Origin of the sequence: Echinicola sp. 20G, from assembly GCF_015533855.1 — a bacterium.
In the GTDB taxonomy this organism is placed as follows: domain Bacteria; phylum Bacteroidota; class Bacteroidia; order Cytophagales; family Cyclobacteriaceae; genus Echinicola.
This window is the reverse complement of the sequence record NZ_AP024154.1, coordinates 716,594-737,420: the sequence shown is the minus strand read 5'-3', so window position 1 is coordinate 737,420 and position 20,827 is coordinate 716,594. Positions and strand designations below refer to the sequence as shown.

18 protein-coding genes and 1 tRNA gene are annotated in these 20,827 nt (G+C 40.8%); 5 read left to right on the top strand and 14 right to left on the bottom strand.

The window, feature by feature from the left end:
• Window positions 1-2: 2 nt before the first annotated feature.
• From JL001_RS03355 to JL001_RS03345, 3 genes are all read right to left on the bottom strand, one after another.
• Window positions 3-1,919: an amylo-alpha-1,6-glucosidase gene (locus JL001_RS03355; protein WP_200974737.1), complete on the bottom strand. Its 1,917-nt coding sequence runs from the start codon at window positions 1,917-1,919 to the stop codon at window positions 3-5.
• Between the two features lie 364 nt (window positions 1,920-2,283).
• A tRNA-His gene (locus tag JL001_RS03350) sits at window positions 2,284-2,359 on the bottom strand.
• Window positions 2,360-2,443: 84 nt separating this feature from the next.
• Window positions 2,444-3,787 (bottom strand): dihydroorotase, encoded by a 1,344-nt coding sequence (locus JL001_RS03345; protein WP_200974736.1) that lies wholly within the window; start codon window positions 3,785-3,787, stop codon window positions 2,444-2,446.
• A 71-nt stretch (window positions 3,788-3,858) separates the two neighbouring features.
• Here JL001_RS03345 and JL001_RS03340 point away from each other — a divergent pair, with 71 nt between their 5' ends.
• On the top strand, window positions 3,859-5,220 hold the full coding sequence (locus tag JL001_RS03340; RefSeq protein ID WP_200974735.1) for a DEAD/DEAH box helicase: 1,362 nt from the start codon (window positions 3,859-3,861) through the stop codon (window positions 5,218-5,220).
• 97 nt (window positions 5,221-5,317) lie between these two features.
• Here JL001_RS03340 and JL001_RS03335 read toward each other — a convergent pair whose 3' ends face one another.
• Window positions 5,318-6,814 (bottom strand): M28 family peptidase, encoded by a 1,497-nt coding sequence (locus JL001_RS03335; protein WP_200974734.1) that lies wholly within the window; start codon window positions 6,812-6,814, stop codon window positions 5,318-5,320.
• 200 nt (window positions 6,815-7,014) lie between these two features.
• Here JL001_RS03335 and gcvP point away from each other — a divergent pair, with 200 nt between their 5' ends.
• The gene (gene gcvP / locus JL001_RS03330) at window positions 7,015-9,912 is read left to right on the top strand and encodes an aminomethyl-transferring glycine dehydrogenase (RefSeq protein ID WP_200974733.1); all 2,898 of its coding nucleotides are present in this window, start codon (window positions 7,015-7,017) and stop codon (window positions 9,910-9,912) included.
• 55 nt (window positions 9,913-9,967) lie between these two features.
• Here gcvP and JL001_RS03325 read toward each other — a convergent pair whose 3' ends face one another.
• Window positions 9,968-10,603, bottom strand: coding sequence for a GDSL-type esterase/lipase family protein (locus JL001_RS03325; protein ID WP_200974731.1), 636 nt, complete (start codon window positions 10,601-10,603; stop codon window positions 9,968-9,970).
• A 93-nt stretch (window positions 10,604-10,696) separates the two neighbouring features.
• Between JL001_RS03325 and JL001_RS03320 the strand changes: the two genes are divergently transcribed.
• On the top strand, window positions 10,697-11,542 hold the full coding sequence (locus JL001_RS03320) for a UbiA family prenyltransferase (RefSeq protein WP_200974729.1): 846 nt from the start codon (window positions 10,697-10,699) through the stop codon (window positions 11,540-11,542).
• A 5-nt stretch (window positions 11,543-11,547) separates the two neighbouring features.
• Here the strand turns inward: JL001_RS03320 and JL001_RS03315 are convergent, their stop codons facing one another.
• Entirely contained in the window at window positions 11,548-12,906 is a 1,359-nt protein-coding gene (locus tag JL001_RS03315; protein WP_200974728.1) for an acyl-CoA dehydrogenase family protein, read from the bottom strand.
• 38 nt (window positions 12,907-12,944) lie between these two features.
• Here JL001_RS03315 and JL001_RS03310 point away from each other — a divergent pair, with 38 nt between their 5' ends.
• Both JL001_RS03310 and JL001_RS03305 read left to right on the top strand, forming a co-directional pair.
• A complete protein-coding gene (locus JL001_RS03310; protein ID WP_236252696.1) occupies window positions 12,945-13,658 on the top strand; it encodes a class I SAM-dependent methyltransferase in 714 nt (237 codons plus the stop codon).
• A 70-nt stretch (window positions 13,659-13,728) separates the two neighbouring features.
• On the top strand, window positions 13,729-14,097 hold the full coding sequence (locus JL001_RS03305) for a hypothetical protein (protein WP_200974724.1): 369 nt from the start codon (window positions 13,729-13,731) through the stop codon (window positions 14,095-14,097).
• Here the strand turns inward: JL001_RS03305 and JL001_RS03300 are convergent.
• The 8 genes from JL001_RS03300 to JL001_RS03265 form a co-directional block, all read right to left on the bottom strand.
• Window positions 14,078-15,406, bottom strand: coding sequence for a neutral/alkaline non-lysosomal ceramidase N-terminal domain-containing protein (locus JL001_RS03300; protein ID WP_200974722.1), 1,329 nt, complete (start codon window positions 15,404-15,406; stop codon window positions 14,078-14,080). The two genes, JL001_RS03305 and JL001_RS03300, sit on opposite strands and share 20 nt — an antisense overlap.
• A gap of 14 nt (window positions 15,407-15,420) precedes the next feature.
• On the bottom strand, window positions 15,421-16,584 hold the full coding sequence (locus JL001_RS03295) for an AIR synthase related protein (protein ID WP_200974721.1): 1,164 nt from the start codon (window positions 16,582-16,584) through the stop codon (window positions 15,421-15,423).
• 151 nt (window positions 16,585-16,735) lie between these two features.
• Window positions 16,736-18,664 (bottom strand): OmpA family protein, encoded by a 1,929-nt coding sequence (locus JL001_RS03290; protein ID WP_200974719.1) that lies wholly within the window; start codon window positions 18,662-18,664, stop codon window positions 16,736-16,738.
• 53 nt (window positions 18,665-18,717) lie between these two features.
• Complete coding sequence (locus JL001_RS03285) at window positions 18,718-19,206, bottom strand: hypothetical protein (protein ID WP_200974717.1); 489 nt, start codon at window positions 19,204-19,206, stop codon at window positions 18,718-18,720.
• Between the two features lie 109 nt (window positions 19,207-19,315).
• The gene (locus JL001_RS03280) at window positions 19,316-19,510 is read right to left on the bottom strand and encodes a PLDc N-terminal domain-containing protein (protein ID WP_200974715.1); all 195 of its coding nucleotides are present in this window, start codon (window positions 19,508-19,510) and stop codon (window positions 19,316-19,318) included.
• Window positions 19,511-19,522: 12 nt separating this feature from the next.
• The gene (locus tag JL001_RS03275; RefSeq protein ID WP_200974713.1) at window positions 19,523-19,735 is read right to left on the bottom strand and encodes a PLDc N-terminal domain-containing protein; all 213 of its coding nucleotides are present in this window, start codon (window positions 19,733-19,735) and stop codon (window positions 19,523-19,525) included.
• Window positions 19,736-19,747: 12 nt separating this feature from the next.
• Complete coding sequence (locus tag JL001_RS03270) at window positions 19,748-19,966, bottom strand: PLDc N-terminal domain-containing protein (protein ID WP_200974711.1); 219 nt, start codon at window positions 19,964-19,966, stop codon at window positions 19,748-19,750.
• Between the two features lie 57 nt (window positions 19,967-20,023).
• A complete protein-coding gene (locus JL001_RS03265; protein ID WP_200974709.1) occupies window positions 20,024-20,818 on the bottom strand; it encodes a (Fe-S)-binding protein in 795 nt (264 codons plus the stop codon).
• Window positions 20,819-20,827 lie beyond the last annotated feature (9 nt).

Genomic DNA, 20,827 nt, shown 5'->3' with positions numbered 1-20,827 from the left:
GTTTAAAGTTGACTAACTAAATGCATGATTCTAAGTAACTCGGCTACACTCCAAGCTTGGGAGATTGCTCCTTTTGGTCTGTGAGGGGGATCGCCGTCATAAATTTCAGCAATGGTTCCGACACCATATTGGGACATTGTGTCATCAAAGCCTAGGATAAGCTTTTCAATCATGTTTTTACCTGATTTACCATGTATTTTCAGGTAACCTTCCACAAAATGTCCAAGGAGCCATGGCCAAACCGTTCCTTGATGGTAGGCGTTGTCTCTTTGGTATTGATTGCCCTGATAGTAGCCTTTGTAATCAGGATTGCTAGGCGCGAGAGTTCTTAGTCCTCTAGGGGTAAGGAGATTAAGTTTTACGACCTCCAAAATTGCTGCTTTTTGTGTGTCCTTAAGGGGGCTGTAATGAAGTGAGGTGGCGAAAACCATATTGGGTCTGATTGACCAATCTTTTTTTCCATCATTAACCACATCAGCTAAGTAGCCTTTTTCACTGCTCCAGAATGTTTCCAAAAAGGATGTTTTTACCTTGTCAGCCAGTTCTTTTGCGAAATCTTCTCCAGTGAGCTCATGATAGAAGCAAAGAGCATTATACCATAATGCATTGATTTCAACTGGGCAACCAATCCTTGGGGTGACAGGACCATCTGAAGTGACAGCATCCATCCAGGTGAGGGCAACACCTTTTTGGCCTCCGTATAGAAGTCCGTTGTCCAGTACCTTTATGTTAAAGTCAGCACCGGCTAAGAAACCTTCAATGATGCCTTTTAATTTGTGGAGGTATTCATTGATGATCGTGGCCTTGTCGCCAGTGAATTTTTCATACTGTTGCCATGCCCAGAAATACCAAAGCTGGGCATCTATTGTTTTTAGGTTGGTTTCTACGCCACTGCCGACATTGGGAAACATGGCTCCATTGATATCTTTGGACATGGTTTGCATTACCTCCAAAAAAGTGTCCTTATCACCAAGTGTAAGTGTTAGTCCGGGCAGAGAGATAAAAGTATCCCTGCCCCACCAGCCAAACCATGGATAACCGGCGATGACTCTGGTTTCATCTCCCCTGCGACTGATAAATTGGCCTGCAGAATTGCGAAGGCAGTTTTCAAAATTATCCCGAGGTGTTCTTCTCTTCAATTCCCTGTCAAAAGCTTCTTTCAAACTCTTTGGGTCGGCATCCTCTAAGCCCGCTGAGAAAATGACAGATTCTCCTTTTTCAATATTAAATTCAAAAAATCCAGGGACATATAGGTCCTCCTGATAGTCATAGCCTCTTTCTTTTTCTTGGATGTATTCAATATTATAATACCAATCGGGTGCTGGTACAAACTCGTTTTCTTTGGAGACCTGCAAAGAAAGCGGTGAGTAAGCATCGTAAAGTTTAAATTGAACACCATTAGGTACTTTTAAATATTTTTTATTGACATAAGTATTGGCTTTGGAAAGTGCATGGTAACCTCTGAAAGCTAAATAGGGGCTAAGTCTTAAAGTTGTAGGAGAGTGGGCGTCCAGCAAAGTATATTTGATCATCATTCTGTCAGCGGTGGTATCAAGGATGATTTCTTTTTGTAACACAACACCTCCTACTCTATAAATCAAATTCGGGATGGGTTCTGAGCTATAGTCTTCTAGGTACTTGTGACCCCTCGGAGAGTAGTTGCCTGGGTATTTGCTGATACCAAGGTTAAAGCTGGCGCCGCGCTGGATGACGGTCTCATGGATGGTAGACAGAAGGACATGTAGTTGCGAATCAATTTGTGGTTGGGGAGCAACTAGTAGTCCGTGATATTTCCGTGTATTACATCCAATGATGGTAGTGCTGGTATAGCAACCTGACCGGTTAGATCTAATGGTTTCTTTTTCGAGGGAATAATTAAGATTGATTAATTCCGTCTTATCAAAGTGGATGTAGCTCATGGAGTATGTTTTAGTGATTTTGAGTGGTTTATAAAAATACTCCAATAGTCGGAAAAGAAAAATATATGGGCAAAAAATAAAGGTCATGTTTCCATGACCTTTTGTGTGTTATCTTATTATTGTATTAACATTCTCTTTTTGTATCTCATCAAAGTTTCTGAGGGATTCCTCGAATTTTGCCATGTACAATTGAATATCTTTCAAATTGACTGGTTTTACCTTTGGGATGACCGGAGTTGATTTGAATAATGTAAACATTACTAGGATAATTTTTGATTATTTAATCTGACAGACAAAATACATGCCATTTTAGTTCCTTGCTGCTTCTATAAAAATAAAACCCCTCAAAATTTTGAGGGGTTTTGGGTGGAAGATCGGGTTCGAACCGACGACCTCTGGTGCCACAAACCAGCGCTCTAACCAGCTGAGCTACAACCACCATTTTTTATCTTTTATCAGGTCTTTCCCCTGATTGGATTGCAAAGGTAATACACGGTTTTTTTCCAAACAATAGTTAAATCAGATTATTTTCTGGAAAATTTCAAACGTTGTCCTTTTTGTTCTTCATTGAATGTCTCGTTTTCGTACGCTAAGTGTCCGGAAACAATTGTGTGTGTGACTTTTGACTGGAAAGTTTGCCCCTCGAAAGGAGACCACCCACACTTAGAAAGAATATTTTCTTTATTCACCTCCCAAGGAGAATCGAGGTCAACCAACACTAGGTCAGCAAAATATCCGGGTCTGATATAGCCTCTTTTCTCAATTTCAAAAAGGATAGCTACATTATGACTGGTCTTTTGAACGATTTCTTCTAAGCTTATTTTTCCTTGATGGTACATTTCCAAAAGGGCAACAAGGTTATGTTGTACCAAAGGCCCGCCTGAAGGAGCTTTGGTGTAAACATTGTCCTTTTCTTCCAAGGTATGAGGAGCATGGTCAGTGGCAATAACATCAATATGGTCATCGAGAACACCTTTTAATATTTCCTCTCTATCTTCACTGGATTTAACAGCTGGATTCCACTTGATCAAAGTCCCTTTCTCATCATAGTCTTCCTCTGAGAACCAAAGGTGGTGAACACATGCCTCAGCGGTGATTCTTTTTTCTTCCAATGGGAGGGTGTTGTCAAATAACGTCACTTCTTTGCCTGTGCTAATGTGCAAGATATGGAGCTTGGTTCCATGCTTTCTGGCGAGATCAACTACTCGTTTGGAAGCATCATAGCAAGCTTCAGCAGAACGGATTTTTGGGTGATACTTAATAGGGATATCTTCTCCGAACTCTTCCTTGTATTTGTCCAAGTTGGCTTTGATGATGTCGTCATTTTCGCTGTGCGTAGCGATAAGCATCTTACATTTTTCGAATATATTTTCTAGTGTTTCCTGATTGTCCACTAGCATGTTTCCGGTGGAGGATCCTTGGAATACTTTGATGCCGCAGATGTTTTCGGGATCGGCTTTAAGAAGCTCGTCCAAGTTGTCATTGGTAGCGCCAAGGTAAAAAGAGTAATTGGCTAATGACTTTTCTGAGGCAATTTTGTATTTCTCTTCTAAAAGCTCCAAAGTGGTGGATTGCGGTACCGTATTGGGCATTTCCATAAAAGAAGTGATTCCACCTGCCACCGCTGCTTTGGCCTCGGTATATATTTCTGCCTTATGGGTAAGTCCTGGTTCTCTGAAATGTACTTGATCGTCAATTAGACCTGGGAGTAAGTATTTTCCTTTCGCGTCAATCGTAATGTCAGCTTCAAAATCCTTTAGGTCACCACCCACAGAAAAAATCAAACCGTTCTGGATGAAGACATCGCCACGGGTAATCTTACCTTCATTTACTATATTTGCATCTGTGATCAATATATTCTTCGTCATTGCTATTTTGATTGGAGTTTGTAGGAGTAAATAATTCCCTAAATCTAATTTGAAGTTAAAATTAATAAATCATGTCTGATAGCCCGCAGTCTTTTGAAAATTTTAAAATAAACAAGCAGCTTTTGGAAGCTGTCAGGGAGGCAGGTTATACCAAGCCAACTCCCATTCAGGAGCAGGCCATCCCCTTGGCTTTGGCCGGGCAGGATATATTGGGAATCGCCCAAACGGGAACGGGGAAGACGGCAGCCTATGTGTTACCAATCCTGATGAAAGTTAAATATGCCCAAGGAATGCATCCAAGGGCTTTGATTTTGGCGCCTACTCGTGAATTGGTGATGCAGATCGAACAAGCCATCATCGAGTTGGGCAAGTACACAGACTTGAGATATGTTTGCTTATATGGTGGGATAGGTCCCACGCCTCAAATTGAAAAGATTCAGGAGGGGGTAGATATTGTGATCGCTACACCAGGAAGGTTTATGGATATCTATAGCAAAGGAAATATTTTTGTGAGGGAGATCAAGACCATGGTGCTGGATGAAGCTGATAAGATGATGGACATGGGCTTTATGCCTCAGATTCGCGCCATTCTGGAAGTGATACCTGTAAAGCGTCAAAACCTTCTTTTTTCGGCTACCTTTTCTGACCGTGTAGAACGCATTTCGCAGGAATTTCTGGAGTTTCCTGAAAGGATAGAAATTGCTTTGCAGGCGACAACAGCTGATACGGTTGCCCAAACCAAGTATTTTGTGCCTAACCTAAAGACTAAGATTAACCTGTTGGATCACTTGTTGCAGGATGAACATATCAAGCGGGTAATCGTATTCACCAAATCCAGGAAGAATGCTGAAGCCGTTTACCAGTACTTGGAAAGAAGAAAGCATGGAGAAATAAGAGTCATCCACGCCAATAAAGGGCAGAATACCCGGATCAATTCTGTGGAAGATTTCAAGGCGGGTGAGGTAAGGATTTTGGTGGCAACTGATGTAGCATCTAGAGGCTTGGATATTAGTATGGTAAGCCATGTGGTGAATTTTGATGTGCCTTTGATTTATGAAGATTATGTGCATCGAGTGGGACGAACTGGGCGTGCAGAGCAAGAAGGAGAGGCTTTTACATTTGTGAACCCTGCGGAGGAATATCATTTTCATAAAATTGAAGAAATAATCCGTATGGAGGTTCCGGAGCTGGCCATTCCATCAGAGGTGAACATAACAGAGACTCCTTTTGCGGAGAAGCAAGGGTATGATAGGGAGATTGACAGTCAGAAAAGGAAGGAGAATCCAGATTTCAAAGGGGCCTTTCATGAGAAAAAGCCTAGAGCCAATAAAAATCCCCATTACAATCCTGAAAAGAAAAAAGTACGTGGCAATAAAAATAGCAAGGCTAAAAAGAACCGTAACCAGATGAAGAAAAAAGGAGGAAAGAGATAAAGAATTCAGTAGGGAATGAAAATTAAAAAGCCGCAAAATTATTGATTTTGCGGCTTTTTAATTTTAAGCTATTGAGCTTTTTCTTTTTTTGATGTTTTTATCTTTCGCCTCTGTCATTGCTGCCATCTACAGGAGTTCTGGTTGCTCTATTGGCCAAATCCCAAGCGGTGTAGAAAATCAATCTTGCTCTTTTCTGCATCAATTCAAATTCAATCTTTTCCACGGTGTCAGTAGGCTGATGGTAGTCATCATGTACACCATTGAAGAAGAAAGCAACTGGGATATTGTGCTTGGCAAAGTTGTAGTGGTCAGATCTGTAGTAGAACCTGTTTGGATCATCTTCAGCGTCATAGCGGTAATCCAAGATCAGGTCTGTATGTGTGATGTTATTGTATTCTATGATGGTCTTCAATTGGGAAGCCAACATCTCAGAACCAATCACATAGACATAGTCTTGGTTTTCTGCATCTTGGTATTCATAATCGATTCTTCCCACCATATCGATATTCAGGTTGTTTACCGTGTTTTCAAGAGGGAAAATAGGATTGTCAGTGTAGTATTCAGATCCCAAAAGTCCTTTTTCTTCTCCAGTAACATTCAAGAAAAGTACGGATCTTCTTGGGCGGTTTCCTTCTTTGGCTGCAGTAGCAAAAGCTTGGGCGATTTCCATTACAGAAACAGTCCCTGAGCCATCATCGTCAGCGCCATTGTTGATTTCACCTTTGCTGTTGATACCTACGTGGTCATAATGAGAAGAAATGACTAAAACTTCGTCCTTCTTATCTGTTCCTTCCAAATAACCCATTACATTTTCAGTAGAGACCATTTCTTTTACCTTCTCTATTTTGTATCGAGCTTTTTGGGTTGGAATGCTTTCAGGGTTGCTTTTGGCAGCTTCTTTTAGTTCGTCAACTGACTTACCGAAAAGGCTTGCCATTTTTTCAGAGCTTACCAAGTACACTGGTTTTTGCTGGGTGGGTTTGTCAAAGCCCAAACGGCCTCTGCCGCTCAATGACTTGTACCTGTTGGCCAATCTGTCAAAGTTAGCCTGACCTTCCATGGTTACGACAATAACTCCGGTGGCACCTGCCTCCCAAATCTTGTCAAGCAAATCATTGGCTCTTTGTCCAATGGCCCATAAACCTACAAATTTACCTTCAACATCTACTTTGGCAAGGTTCTCTTCACTGGCCAATCCCAAGAAAACCAAGTCGGTTTTGGTTCTTTTGGCATCTCCATCGCCTATGAATACAAAATCCTCGTTGTTTACAAGATTTTGCTTGCCTACTTTTAATTCTAAATCACCCCAAGAAACACTAGTCAGAGAAAATGGTTGTGTATAAGCTCCGTTTACAGGGCCTTCAAGGCCGTTTTCTTGGTAGAAATTGGATAAGTATTCTGCTGCTAACTTTTGTCCTTTTTTACCTGTATCTCTTCCTTCCAATTCATCAGAAGCAAGATAAGTGAGGTATTCTTCTAGATCGGTGTCTTTGATTGTACTGGCATATTTATCAGCCAGAAATTGCTGCTGTGCTGTGGCTTGCCAGGATACCATTAGACCCATGGCGGCGGCCACAAAATAATTTCTCTTCATGCTCTATATTTGAGTTAACGGTAAATTTTGCCCCTAAAGCTAGACAATATTTTGTAAATGTGTAAAACCATTGGTCATTTAGGCTGCTTATTTGGTAGAAATCTTGAAAAAGAAAATCATTATCGGTCAATAATTTATACCTTTGCACATCTGTACAAAACAAGGAATATTCCCCAAGTATAATACGCATTATCTGGATTATGAAAATTGATTTGAACCCCTCAGTAAAGTTTGAAAATCGACATAATGGACCTTCTCTTCAGGAGAGGGTGGAAATGTTGGAAAAGATAGGAGTTGCATCTATTGAAGAGTTGATTGATCAAACTATTCCGAAGGCGATTCAGCTGGAAAAGCCACTGAATTTACCCACTGCCAAATCTGAAGCGACCTTTTTGAAGGACTTTAGAAAATTAGCATCTAAGAATAAAATCTACAAATCATTTATTGGTTTGGGCTATTACGACACCATCGTTCCGGGAGTAATTCTAAGGAATGTATTGGAAAATCCAGGATGGTATACAGCTTATACTCCTTATCAGGCGGAAATTGCCCAGGGAAGATTAGAGGCCTTGGTAAACTTCCAGACCATGGTCATGGACCTGACAGGAATGGAGATGGCAAATGCCTCTTTATTGGATGAGGGAACTGCTGCAGCTGAAGCCATGAATATGCTTTATGCAACCAGACCAAGAGATAAGAAAAAAGCTGCGAAGTTCTTTGTGGATGAAAAAGTTTTCGTGCAGACCAAGGAAATCTTGAAGACACGTGCTATTCCTGTGGGAGTGGAGTTGGTTGAAGGCGCGCTAAGTGATTTGGATCTTACTGATCCAGAACTTTATGGGGTAATGCTTCAATATCCTAATGCAGACGGAGAAGCGATCAACTATAAAGCCTTAGTGGATACTGCCAAAGCGAATAATGTTTATACTGCCTTTGCGGCTGACCTTCTTTCTTTGACCCTTTTGACCCCTCCAGGTGAAATGGGCGCAGATGTGGTAGTAGGTACTACCCAAAGATTTGGCGTTCCAATGGGATTTGGTGGGCCTCATGCTGCGTATTTTGCTACCAAAGACACCTTCAAAAGACAAGTGCCAGGAAGAATTATTGGTATCTCTGTAGATAAAGATGGTAACAAGGCTTATAGAATGGCCTTACAAACCAGAGAGCAACACATCAAAAGAGAGAGAGCTACCTCTAATATTTGTACTGCTCAGGTATTGTTGGCAGTAATGGCAGGGATGTATGGTGTGTACCACGGACCACAAGGACTAAAAGATATTGCTTCCAAGATCCATGGCTTGGCCAAATTGACTGGGCAAGGACTGGAGCAGCTTGGATTTAAACAAGAAAACAAGAATTTCTTCGATACCATCAAAATCAAAGTAGACGATGTTCAACAGTCAAAGGTGAAAGCTTTTGCGCTTTCCCATGAGATGAACTTCCGTTATGAGCCAGGTTATGTGTACTTGGCATTTGATGAGGGCAAGACGATTGAAGATGTAAAAGGAATCATTGAAGTATTTGCCAGGACTACGCATTTGAGTGCAGATGTGGTGGATCTTAATCCTTTGATCGAAAACCTTGACTTTAATGTTTCTGATGGACTCAACAGGACATCAGATTATATGGATCACATGATCTTCAATGCTTTCCATTCGGAGCATGAGATGTTGAGATATATCAAACGATTGGAAAATCGTGACCTTTCATTGGTGCACTCCATGATTTCTTTGGGATCATGTACGATGAAGCTAAACGCTACTGCTGAGATGATTCCGGTAACTTGGCCTGAATTCGGTCAATTGCATCCATATGCGCCGCAAGATCAGGCAGCAGGTTACTATGAGTTGTTCCAAGACTTGAGAAACTGGCTTTCAGAAATCACTGGCTTTACCGAAACTTCTTTGCAGCCCAACTCTGGAGCGCAAGGGGAGTTTGCTGGTTTGATGGTTATTCGAGCTTATCATGAGAGCAGAGGTGAAGCACACAGAAATATTGCTTTGATTCCTTCCTCCGCTCACGGTACTAATCCTGCTTCCGCTGTAATGGCCGGCATGAAAGTAGTTATCGTGAAGTGTGATGACTTAGGGAACATAGATATTGAAGACCTAAAGGAAAAAGCTGAAAAGCATAAGGATAACCTTTCCTCTTTCTTGGTGACTTACCCTTCCACTCATGGAGTGTTTGAAGAAGCCATCAGAGAAATGTGTCAAATTATCCACGACAATGGAGGCCAAGTTTACATGGATGGAGCCAACATGAACGCACAGGTTGGTTTGACCAGCCCAGGTAATATTGGTGCTGATGTTTGTCACTTGAACTTGCACAAGACATTCTGTATTCCTCACGGTGGTGGAGGACCAGGTATGGGGCCTATTTGTGTGGCCAAACACCTTGAACCATTCTTGCCAAGCAATCCTTTGGTGAAGACTGGTGGACAGGAAGCCATTACTGCCATCTCTGCAGCTCCATTTGGAAGTGCCAGTATTTTGCCTATTTCTTATGCTTATATTGCAATGATGGGTAGAGAGGGCTTAAAACATGCTACTCAAACTGCCATCTTGAATGCCAATTATATCAAAGAAAGGTTGAGTGAGTACTTCCCTATTTTGTACACTGGTTCTCAGGGACGAGCGGCTCACGAGATGATTGTGGATTTCAGGGAGTTCAAAAATGTAGGTATTGAAGTGGAAGATATCGCCAAAAGGTTGATCGATTATGGATTCCACTCTCCGACAGTATCTTTCCCAGTAGCAGGGACTTTGATGATCGAACCAACAGAGTCAGAAACCAAAGCTGAATTGGATAGATTCTGTGATGCCTTGATCTCCATCAGGGAGGAAATCAGAGAAATTGAAGAGGGAAAAGCGGATGCAGAAAACAATGTGTTGAAAAATGCACCTCATACTGCTAAGATGGTGATGAGTGATGACTGGGATTTGCCTTATTCAAGAGAGAAAGCTGTTTATCCTTTGGAATATGTAAGGAATAGCAAATTCTGGCCTACAGTGAGGAGAATTGATTCTGCTTATGGGGACAGAAATTTGGTTTGTAGCTGTATCCCAACTGAGGATTACGAAGAAGAAGTGGCCTCTTAATTAGAGCGATTTCAAGATGAAAATGAAAAGCTCCGCAACTTGCGGAGCTTTTTTCTTATTTGATTTTTTTTGCGACTGCTTCAGCCATAAGTAAGTTACCTTCTTTGTTGGGGTGAACTCCATCTGCAAAAAGGTCTCCGTGCTTTTGGAGCGGCTTGTATAAGTTGATCATTTTGGAATGGGTCTTTTTGGCAATTTCTTTTAGCATTGGTCTCATTTCATCTACCATGACACTTTCAGTGATTCCAAAGTTATCTTTGAAAACTGGAACTGGAATGCAGACATACACTTCTCCATCTTCAGGCATGCTGGCTTTAAATGTATTGATGAGGTCAATATAATTAGCGACAAATTCTTCCTTGTACTTCCAGTTTTGAGGTTTGGAGTCATTGGTGCCCAGTTTGATCACTAAAATATCTGCTTCAAAATCTTGGACTTCCTGAAACTGTGGTTCATTCCAATAAGGGTAGTCACCATTTTTGAGCAAAGTTCTTCCACTAACACCAAAATTCTTAACCAAAAAACCTTCCCCTAAGATGTCTTGCATTAATAAAGGCCAGCTGTCCGGATGGTCTCTACCCGGTCCTTGAGTGATGCTGTTTCCTACACATGCTACTTTCACTGGAGACTGGGCAATGGCGGCAATGCTTAAGAAAAATAGAAATAAGCTGCTTAAAAGAATTCTTTTCATTTAGATGGTTTATTAGGTTTGAATAAAATTGACTGTGTTAAATATAACTATATCATTCCAAAACTATTAGTTGGATTGTATATTTACTATAGAATGGCGCAAGTACTTAATAAATATTATAATTATTTTCAATGGCTCTCCTTGGATGTGGTGCTTGGAGCATGTGCTGGTCTATTCTTTTTCCAACATCTCTTGGATATTACCCTGACACCGGTTGTCTATGTTTTAATGTCACTGGCTGTTTGGGGGATTTATACTTTTGACCACTTGATGGATGCCAGAAATATTGAAGGCCAGGCCAGTTCTGCCAGACATCTTTTTCATCAAGAAAACTTCAATAAACTCTTGATTTGGCTTTTTTTGGTGGGAATTACGGGGTTTTATTTGGCATTTAATTATATCAAGTTCTCTCGTTTGATCACTTTTGGAATCTTATTGGGAACAATGATAGTAGGGAATATCATGTTTCTTAAGTTTTTTGGCAAGAAAATGACCTTTCTTAAGGAGCTTTCCACGGCTGCTTTTTACACTGCTGGAATAACCCTTGTACCCTTGATCCGTTTTCCAGAAGGTGGGTTACCCAAGGCTTTCTGGTTTTTCGCCTTTGGCTACTTTTTGATGGCTTGGTTTAACCTGCTTTTGCTGTCTTATATGGACAAAGACAGTGACATGAAGGATAATATGAATTCTATTGTGAATGTTTTGGGAGAAGGGCTTACCAAAAATCTATTAAGTGGCTTATTATATATTGGTCTAGCTTATATCCTCAGTTTATTTTTCTTTTTGAGTTCAATGTATTATTTATATGCCTTGGTGTTACTGATCATGTTTTTGATTCATGCCCTTGCTTTCGCCCGTTCCAAAAACAATAAGGAGGCTGTACGAAGACAAATAGATGCTGCATACATGCTTCCTTTTCTGTTGATATTTGTTTTTTGAGAATTCTAAACAAAAGCGCTTTGACCTGTGATGGCCCTTCCTACGATCAGGGAATTGATTTCCTTAGTGCCTTCATAGCTATAAATGGCTTCTGCATCAGCTACAAACCGGGCGATATCATATTCCAGTAAAATACCATTTCCACCAAACAATTCACGAGAATGGTCTACTATCGTTCGCATCCTCAATGTACAGAAAACTTTGGCAAGGGAAGCGTGTTCGTCTTTCAGTTCTCCCGCATCCTGCATTTGGGAAAGTCGATAGACCATGGTTTGCATGGCGGTAAGGTCTCCAAGCATCGTGACCAATAGGTCTTGTACCAACTGAAAACCAGCTATCGGTCGTCCAAACTGTTTTCGCTCATTGGTGTATCTCAAAGCGGCTTCATAAGCTCCTCTTCCACAGCCGACTGCTTGCCAGGCCACTCCGGCTCTGGTCAAGCGAAGAATTTCAGAAGTGTCTTTAAATGAGTTGGCATTTTGAAGTCTATCACTTTCTGGTACCCTACAATCTTTCATGGTGATCAATGCATTTTGGACGGTCCGTAAGGCCATTTTATTTTCAATCTTTTCTGGATGAAAGCCCGGGTTGTCTTTTCTTACGATGAAACCTTTTACTTGTTGATCATCTAGATCCCTTGCCCATATGATGGTAATGTCAGAGAAAGTTGCATTTCCGATCCACTTTTTCTGTCCGTTGATCACCCACTCATCTCCTTCGCGTTTACAAGTTGTGGTCAATCCCCCCGCCACACCAGAGCCAACTTTGGGTTCAGTCAATCCAAAAGCACCAATGACCTCCATTTTCTGCATTTGAGGCAACCATTCTGTTTTTTGCTCTTCAGAACCACAGACATAAATGGAACCCATGGCCAAGCCTGATTGAACTCCGAAAAAGGTGGAAATTGATGTGTCCACTCGGGCCATTTCCATGGCCAAAAAGCCTTCTAATAGGGCAGAGTGGCCAGGACAGCCATAGCCTTTATAAGTTAAGCCAGCAATGTTCAGCTTTGCCATCTTAGGGATAATATGCATCGGGAAATGACCTTTGTTCCAATATTCATTGGCAATAGGTCGAATTTCCTTTTCCATAAAATCCCTTACTTGGGCGATGATCTCTTGCTCATGAGGAGGCAATGTTTTTTCGAGTGTATAGAAATCTCCATTGACTTCAGGAATTTCTTTTTTCTTTCCTCCTCCCTTCATCATCTTCATCATTTTCGCAAGGTCTTCTTCACTCATTTTGGACACCACACCGACCATTTCATTGAGGTCCACTTTTTGGGAGAGCTCGTTAAGTTTGGCGAAGTCTATATTCTTGATCAGGGACTTTATGCCAGAAAAAGATTTCAATAGGTTTTTCATGTCAGTTTTGGGTTGGTAAAAATTTATGATGAAACTAAATGTACAAAAATATTGCCACCAATTTCGCTTGGGCTGCTCTCGCTAAAGCAGGTGGCCTGATTACAAAACACTATCTTTATAAAATGGAAAGGAATCTTTATGATAAAGTGGTGTTTTTTTATGATCAACTAGCGGCTTTAATTTTGGGAAAGGGGTATCGAGAAAGTAAATTGACATTTTTAGATCAGATAAACAATGGAGACAAAGTGCTTATAGTTGGAGGAGGAACAGGTTCAAATCTTCCTCAAATAGTGTCTAGGGTGGGTAAAGAGGGGAAAGTATATTATGTGGAGGCCTCAGAGAAGATGATCAAAAAAGCTAAGAAAAACACAAAAGCAGTAGGGCATGGGAATATTGAATTTATCCATCAAAGTGATTTTCATGATTTGCCCTTGAAGAAATTTGATGTGATTATCACACAATACCTAATGGACATTCTGCCAGAGAAAGAATTGGATAATCTTTTTGGTGAATTGCAAAAACGTGTAAGACAGAACACAAAGTGGGTTTTTACAGATTTTTTTGATAAGCCCGGCAGAAGATGGCTTCAATTTGTGATGATTCAGTTTTTTAGAATTACGACCAAAAACCCTCGGAATGATTTACCTAACTATAAATTCTTTTTTGATAAATACGGATGGAATATTAGCGATTCAAAGAACCATAAAGGAGGTTGGATAAGGAGTTGGTTGTGTGTGAAACCTATTAACTAGCTTTAACGTTGTTTTTTTGATAAAGCCTTTTTTAGAGGCTATATTAAAACTTGATTACATAATTAATGTTATGAAAAAGCCATTGATTTTTATGGGGCTATTTCTCGTTTCTGCGGGGTTATATGCTCAAGATGTGGATAGCCTGATAGGCAATGATACCGTTCCTCAAACTTTAAAGTTGAAACCTTTGAAAAGTGACAGCCTTAGTTTTTCTCTGTCTCCTGGTGCTATACGAGAAGTCTTATTGTCTCGAAATAGCATGAAAGGAACTAATGAGGTAGTTTTTGTAGATCCAAATATGAAAATTCTAGAAATGTCGAAAAACTTTAGAGGAAAAATAAAAGTGGTAGAGATCCCTGCTGATTATTTTTCTAGGATGCCAATAGTAAAGCTGAAGGAAAACAATGAACCAACTGCTATTATTTCACTGAAGAAATAATAGCAGTGATCATGGCATCATAGAATGAACCACTATATGGGCCATACCAGTTCATGTCCCGAACCTCGTGGTAATTCCTATTATAATAAACATCAGGAACTATATACCCCATATAGCCACCGTTGAAGGAAGTAATGATTAGGTTGAGTCCTTTTTCTTTGGCCAATTTTTCCCACTTTTTATAAAATACTCCGGATATTTCCCCACTACTTGAAATCATCAATGTGTTCCCTATTTGTACCAAATCAAAATGGCTGTTGGTATCTCCAAATAGGCTATTGAATAGCCAAGGTCGTAATCTAATGTTGTTAGAAACCCTATAAGTAGCTTCTGGTAAAGTGGGCTTGAGTGTTGCTAGTTTTACCAGAGCAGATTGAATAGTGTCGGTACTTATTGGTCCGGCTTCCATTAAACTATCCAACTGATGGGCATAAGTTTTTATATCCTTAGGTGTGTTTCCTGGTGCCAAAGGGCGGTGGCTTCCGACTGTTCCTGCGGCGAAAAGTGAAAAGTCATAATCATCCATCATATCCTTTGTGAGGTAAAAAGGATAGTCACCAGAGAGCCCCATAAATTTGCTGCTCAAGCAAGTGGCATGAGCGGTATAAGTGAACAAAGTACCTTTAGCGCCATTTGGTTTAGTAAAGGTTAGTTGCCTGATAAAAGGATCGACAGGATCATTGGGAATAAACCTATTGGCTACAAACTGAGGAGCAGCATATCGTTCATAAGTGATTTGTACGGTATCTTGATTGGAAAGAGCTTCTTGAATGCTTTGAACAGTTTTGCTTGCTAGCATTTGGACAATTTCCTCATCATAACCTCCAAAAGCAATCTTTCCCATAAGCCCAGGGATGTATCCGCCCATACCACTGTGGGTGTGCGTTGCTGTAAAATAGACTTGGTTGATGGGAAGCTTGGATTTTTTGATACTTTCCTGGATGGAAGAGGCCAGGAATGGATGTACAATCAAAAGTTCATAATTGAGGTAAGCGATGTTTTGATGCCCATTGCCCAAGACCAAGGCCTTGACAAAGCTACTGTCCTCCACAAATTCATATTGCCCTCTAGGTTTATAGCCTACTAAATCAACGGGTGATTTAGGAGTTACATTTACACGTGACCAACCTGCCAACCAGGCATCACCTAGGGTAGAGCTTGGTTCAAGCTGATCAATGGCTTTTAAAGTTTCCTGATAATAGGCTTTTTCCCGAGGTTCCGACCAATCCACCTTATCTAATAGAAAAAAGGCCAGTAAAAGTAAAAGGCCTGTTATCCAGGCCAATGTTTTAAGTATTTTACGAAGCATATTATTTCTCTTGATTAATATTCAAAAGTTCCGTGCTCACTTTTAATAGTTACTTTTTTACCATCATGAGGTTCTACTCGTCCGATGATTTGTGCGTCCACGCCATGGTACTCGGCAATGTCGATGATCTCTTCAGCATATTTTTCTTCAAGATACACTTCCATGCGGTGTCCCATATTGAAGACTTTGTACATCTCTTTCCAGTCCGTACCACTCTCTTCTTGAATAATCTTGAAAAGAGGAGGGGTTTCAAAAAGGTTGTCCTTGATGACGTGTACGTTGTCAACGAAGTGCAATACTTTGGTTTGTGCGCCACCGCTACAATGTACCAAGCCATGGATTTGAGGTCTTAAGTATTTCAATGCCTCTACCATGATAGGCGCATAAGTTCTGGTTGGAGAAAGTACCAATTTTCCTACATCAACGGAAGTACCTGGGGCTGGATCGGTAAGGTTGTATTTACCAGTATATACCAAATTGTCAGGAACTGATGGGTCAAAGCTTTCTGGGTAATTGGTTTTCAGTACTTTATTGAAAACATCATGTCTGGCAGAAGTAAGGCCATTACTGCCCATGCCACCATTATAAGCAGTCTCATACTTGGCTTGTCCATGGGAGGCAATGCCGACTACTACGTCGCCAGCTTTGATATTGTCATTGGAGATGACTTCATCCCTGCGCATTCTGGCCGTCACTGTGCTGTCCACGATGATGGTCCTTACCAAGTCTCCTACGTCAGCGGTTTCACCTCCAGTAAGCACGGCATTTACGCCGTTGTCCCGAAGCATTTGAAGGACTTCCTCAGTGCCATTGATGATGGCTGAAATCACTTCACCTGGAATTAGATTTTTATTTCTTCCAATGGTAGAAGAAACCAAGATATTGTTGATCGCTCCCACACAAAGCAAGTCATCGATATTCATGATGATGGCATCCTGTGCAATTCCCTTCCATACGCTTAGGTCTCCTGTTTCCTTCCAGTACAAGTAGGCTAGGGAAGATTTTGTGCCGGCACCATCCGCATGCATGACATTACAGTAGTTGGGGTCATTGCCCAAGGTGTCTTCTACTATTTTGCAAAATGCCTTAGGGAAGAGTCCTTTGTCAAGTTTTGAAATGGCTTGGTGCACATCCTCTTTTGAGGCAGAAACGCCCCTTTGCATATATCTTTCGTCCATCAGAATAATGACTTGGTTAATATTGCCGTAAAGTTAAGGATTTTAAGAAGGATTGAGAAAATATATGTTTGAATGTTGTGTAGTATGAAGGAAATAAACAGAATAAAATTGGGGCAAAGATAAATCCCGGGCAGCAACCCGGGATTTTGATTTATTTTTCTTCGATTTCAATAACCTTAAACTCTGTCCTTCTGTTTGTTTGGTGTTCTTCTTCAGTCTGTGCATTTTCTATGATCAACTGTTCCTCACCATAGCCTTTGGCGACTAAACGATCTCTGGAAATACCTTGTGATACAATATAGTTGACTGCAGATTCTGCACGACGCTGAGAAAGGTCTCTATTGTACTCGTCACTTGAACGGGCATCGGTGTGGGAGCTAAGCTCGATCTTGATCTCCGGGTTGTCCATGAGTATTTTTACCAACTTGTCCAATTCAATGGCTGCATCAGGCCTAATGTCAGCCTTGTCAAGGTCGTAATAGATGTTTTCTAGAACAATGGCTTTTTCCAGTTCAAGCTTATCCAAAACAATGGTGGTATCCAAAGTGATATTGGTGACATCTTGTATCAGCTCCTCTTGTTTGGGTGTTTTACCCACAGTAGAATAAGGAATACTTTTGGTAAAGTAACCGTTTTTGGAGGCGATCATGGTAAACTCAGCATTGGGTTCCAAGCGGAATCTTAGCTTGCCCTGTTGGTTGGAGAAATCTCCACCTGTAGCTTTTTTAGCGCTGTCATATAATGCCACTCTGGTACTAGGTAAAGTGGTTTCTGTTCCTTCAGGAGTTTTTTGAAGGGTGGTGACATTCAAGAATACATTAACTACTTTTGGTTTTGGTGTATTGTCTTGGAAATAATAAATATCGTCGTCACCTACTCCTCCATCTCTATTGGAAGTAAGGAAGCCTTCTTTCGGGAAGTCAGTAAAGAAGATTCCAAAATCGTCACCCACTGAATTGATGTTCTTACCCAGGTTGGTAATTGTTTTTTTGCCGTCTTTGGTTTCAGCCACGAAGAGGTCAAGCTTACCAAAGCCAGGATGTCCATCTGAAGCAAAGAAAAACTGATCTCCCATCGGTCTGGGGAACATTTCATTGCCAGGAGTATTAATTTGCGGCCCTAGGTTTTCGGCGTTACCAAAATCGCCATTGGCAAGCTTGGTGGCTTTATAAAGGTCAATTCCTCCGTAACCTCCAGGCCTGTTGGAAGCAAAGTAAAGTACGGAACCGTCAGCGCTAAATGCTGGGGTTGAATTCCAATAGCTCTCTTCTTCATTAACGGGCATCCAAATTGGATCCGTAAAGCCAGTTCCCCTAAAATAGGAGATAAAAAGACTTACATCAGGAAGGTCATTTTTGCTGGTGCTATTTCCTCTTGCATAAATGATGGTGTTGCCATCAGGGCTAATGGCTATTGCGCCTTGATTAAGGCCTTCTTCATTTCTGAATTCTGGTAATGCCTGAACGTTTTGTACGTCTACTTTTATTCCATCTGCACGCGCTCGAAACAATTTGGTATAACCTTGCCCGGTTGCAGGATAGGCTCCACTTGCTCTTCTCGAACTAGTGAAATAAAGGAAGTTTTCACTGACGATGGGTGCATAGTCAATTCCTGAGCTGTTTAACAGTTCGTAGTTCTGAAGTTCATGATAAGGCCAATAGTCTGTGATTTCTTTGATTTTTGAGATGTTTTCTGCTCCAAGGTCAGCCAAAGCCAACAAGGAATCACTGCTGGTAAACTCTTTGGCCTGTTTGTAGGCTTCTGCAGCAGCTTCATAATCCCCTTGATCATGGAGACTTTTTGCTTTTTTAAAGTAGTTTTCAAATGATCCTTCTTCCTCGAGTAATTTATCATAGTAAGGAAGCGCTTTTTCAATGCGGTTCGAAAGGCGGTAACTTTCTGCTACATAGTAATTGGCATCAGCATCATCAGGATTGTCGGCCAATATTTTTGAAAAAGTCCCAATGGCAGTTTGGTATTCTCCAGCGGCAAACTGGCTTTTCCCTTTTTGCGGAAGACTGGTACAGCCAACCACCAAAAGAGCTATAAAAATGAAACACAGAAAACAATTTTTCATCATAAAGTCAAGCTTTCATCGAGTGTATGTCCTCTAATATATAACTTTTAAAATAATTAGTTGTTAAAATATCGGTTTAACCAACTCTCACTTGCAGGGATGATCCACCTGCTGTTCAGGTCTTCTTTTTTCTGAATTACAGGATTGAATACTTTGGTGGTGGAAGTTAGCGCACCGGATTGAATATATTCTTTGATTTCACCCAAGCTGCTGATAGTCACTTCGTCCTGATGAACAAAAGATACCTTCCCTTGGTCTAATAAATTGGCTTGTAATACTTGATCCAGTTCACGAAGCGTTTGTACGGAACTGTCAATAGAGCAGCCGCTGGCACCTAGCTTGGACTCATCAACAGAAAGGATGATAAATTGATCATATTTGATATCAAAAGAAGTTGGCATCAAATTACCATGAGTGTTCCACTGATTGCAAAAAGCTGTAAGGCGGGAACTAATGAGGTCTATTTCCTCCTTGTTGAATTTTCTATTTCCTTGATAAACCCAGACTCTGGCAGAATCAGGCATTTCTTCAAATGGCAAATACATAATATCTTTTTATTCTTTGGAATGTAAATCTAAGCATTTGGGTGTGAAAAACCCTTTTTACTAAAACGTGAAAAAGGGCAGTAATGATTCTTTTAAAATCATTTTTTGTTTAAAATGTCTGCGTTTTTTCTTTACGACCAATCAAAAGATAAAGGATAGAACCTAAAAATGGTAAGAGAAGAATGACGATGACCCAAATCAATTTAGTGTTGCTGTCTGCAAATTCGGCTTTCAGCACATCCACCAATGCCCAGACCATTAGCGCAAGAGGGATGAGAGTGAATAAAATAATGAGTGTTCCCATAGAGTATTGAGGTTAATAAGGATTAATTTTGCTTTTCCTTCCAATTACCAAGTAAAGGATTGACCCGATAAAAGGCACCAAAATTATCACGATCACCCAGATTAGTTTGGTGTCACTGGAGGCAAATTTGGCTTGAATGACATCTACTAAGGCCCAAATAAAGATGGCAAGGGGAATTAGCCCAAAGAGCAATCCTGCAATTCCTAAAGAAAAGAAAGTGTCCATATGCGTTTTTTTTTAAGAGTTTATGATTTTATCTCTTCTACCTATAATAAAATAAGCTAATGGACCTATAAATGGAAAGACGAAAATCAGGACTATCCAAAGTAGTTTGGTGTTTTTGCCAACAAATTTAGAATACACCAAATCGAAAATGGCCCAGACTGGAAGCGCAATTGCAAGAACTGCGAGTATGCCGATACTAATTCCTGAAAAATTGATGATAAAAAGATTCATATACTTATCTAAAAGTTAAGTGAAAGAAGATGTTAAAAGTTAATAAAAATCAGAGACCTATGAAAGTCCCTGATCTTTGGCTATTAATTCTGCAAGGTCAAATACCTTTACTTCATTTTCTTTTTCTTTGTTCTTCACTCCGTCGGACATCATAGTCAGGCAAAAAGGACAACCTACAGCTATAGCGGATGCTCCGGTTTGCAAGGCTTCTTCCGTTCTCTCGATATTGATGTCTTTTTTGCCAGCTTCAGGTTCCTTGAACATCTGGGCACCGCCAGCGCCACAGCAAAGCCCTTTGGTCCTACACCGTTTCATTTCTACCAATTCCACGTCCAAGGCTTTGATGATTTCCCTAGGAGCTTCATATACATTATTGGCACGGCCAAGGTAGCAGGAGTCATGGAAAGTGATTTTTTTGCCTTTAAATTCACCGCCACCTTTCATGACAATTTTTCCCTCATTGATCAATGTCTGGAGAAACTGGCTGTGATGGATGACCTCGTAATTTCCTCCCAAAGCCGGGTATTCGTTTTTGATAGTGTTAAAACAATGAGGGCAAGCGGTGACTACTTTTTTGACATTATAGCCATTCATGACTTGGATGTTGGCTACGGCCTGCATTTGGAAAAGGAATTCATTTCCTGCTCGTCTTGCTGGGTCTCCTGTACAGGCCTCTTCTGGCCCAAGTACAGCAAAACTCACCCCTACTTTATTTAAGATTTTGACAAAAGCCTGGGTTACGGCTTTGTATCTCTCATCAAAAGACCCAGCACAACCTACCCAAAAAAGGATTTCCGGATTATCTCCAGAGGCTGCCATTTCGGCCATGGTGGGTACTTTATAATTTGACATATCGCTTTA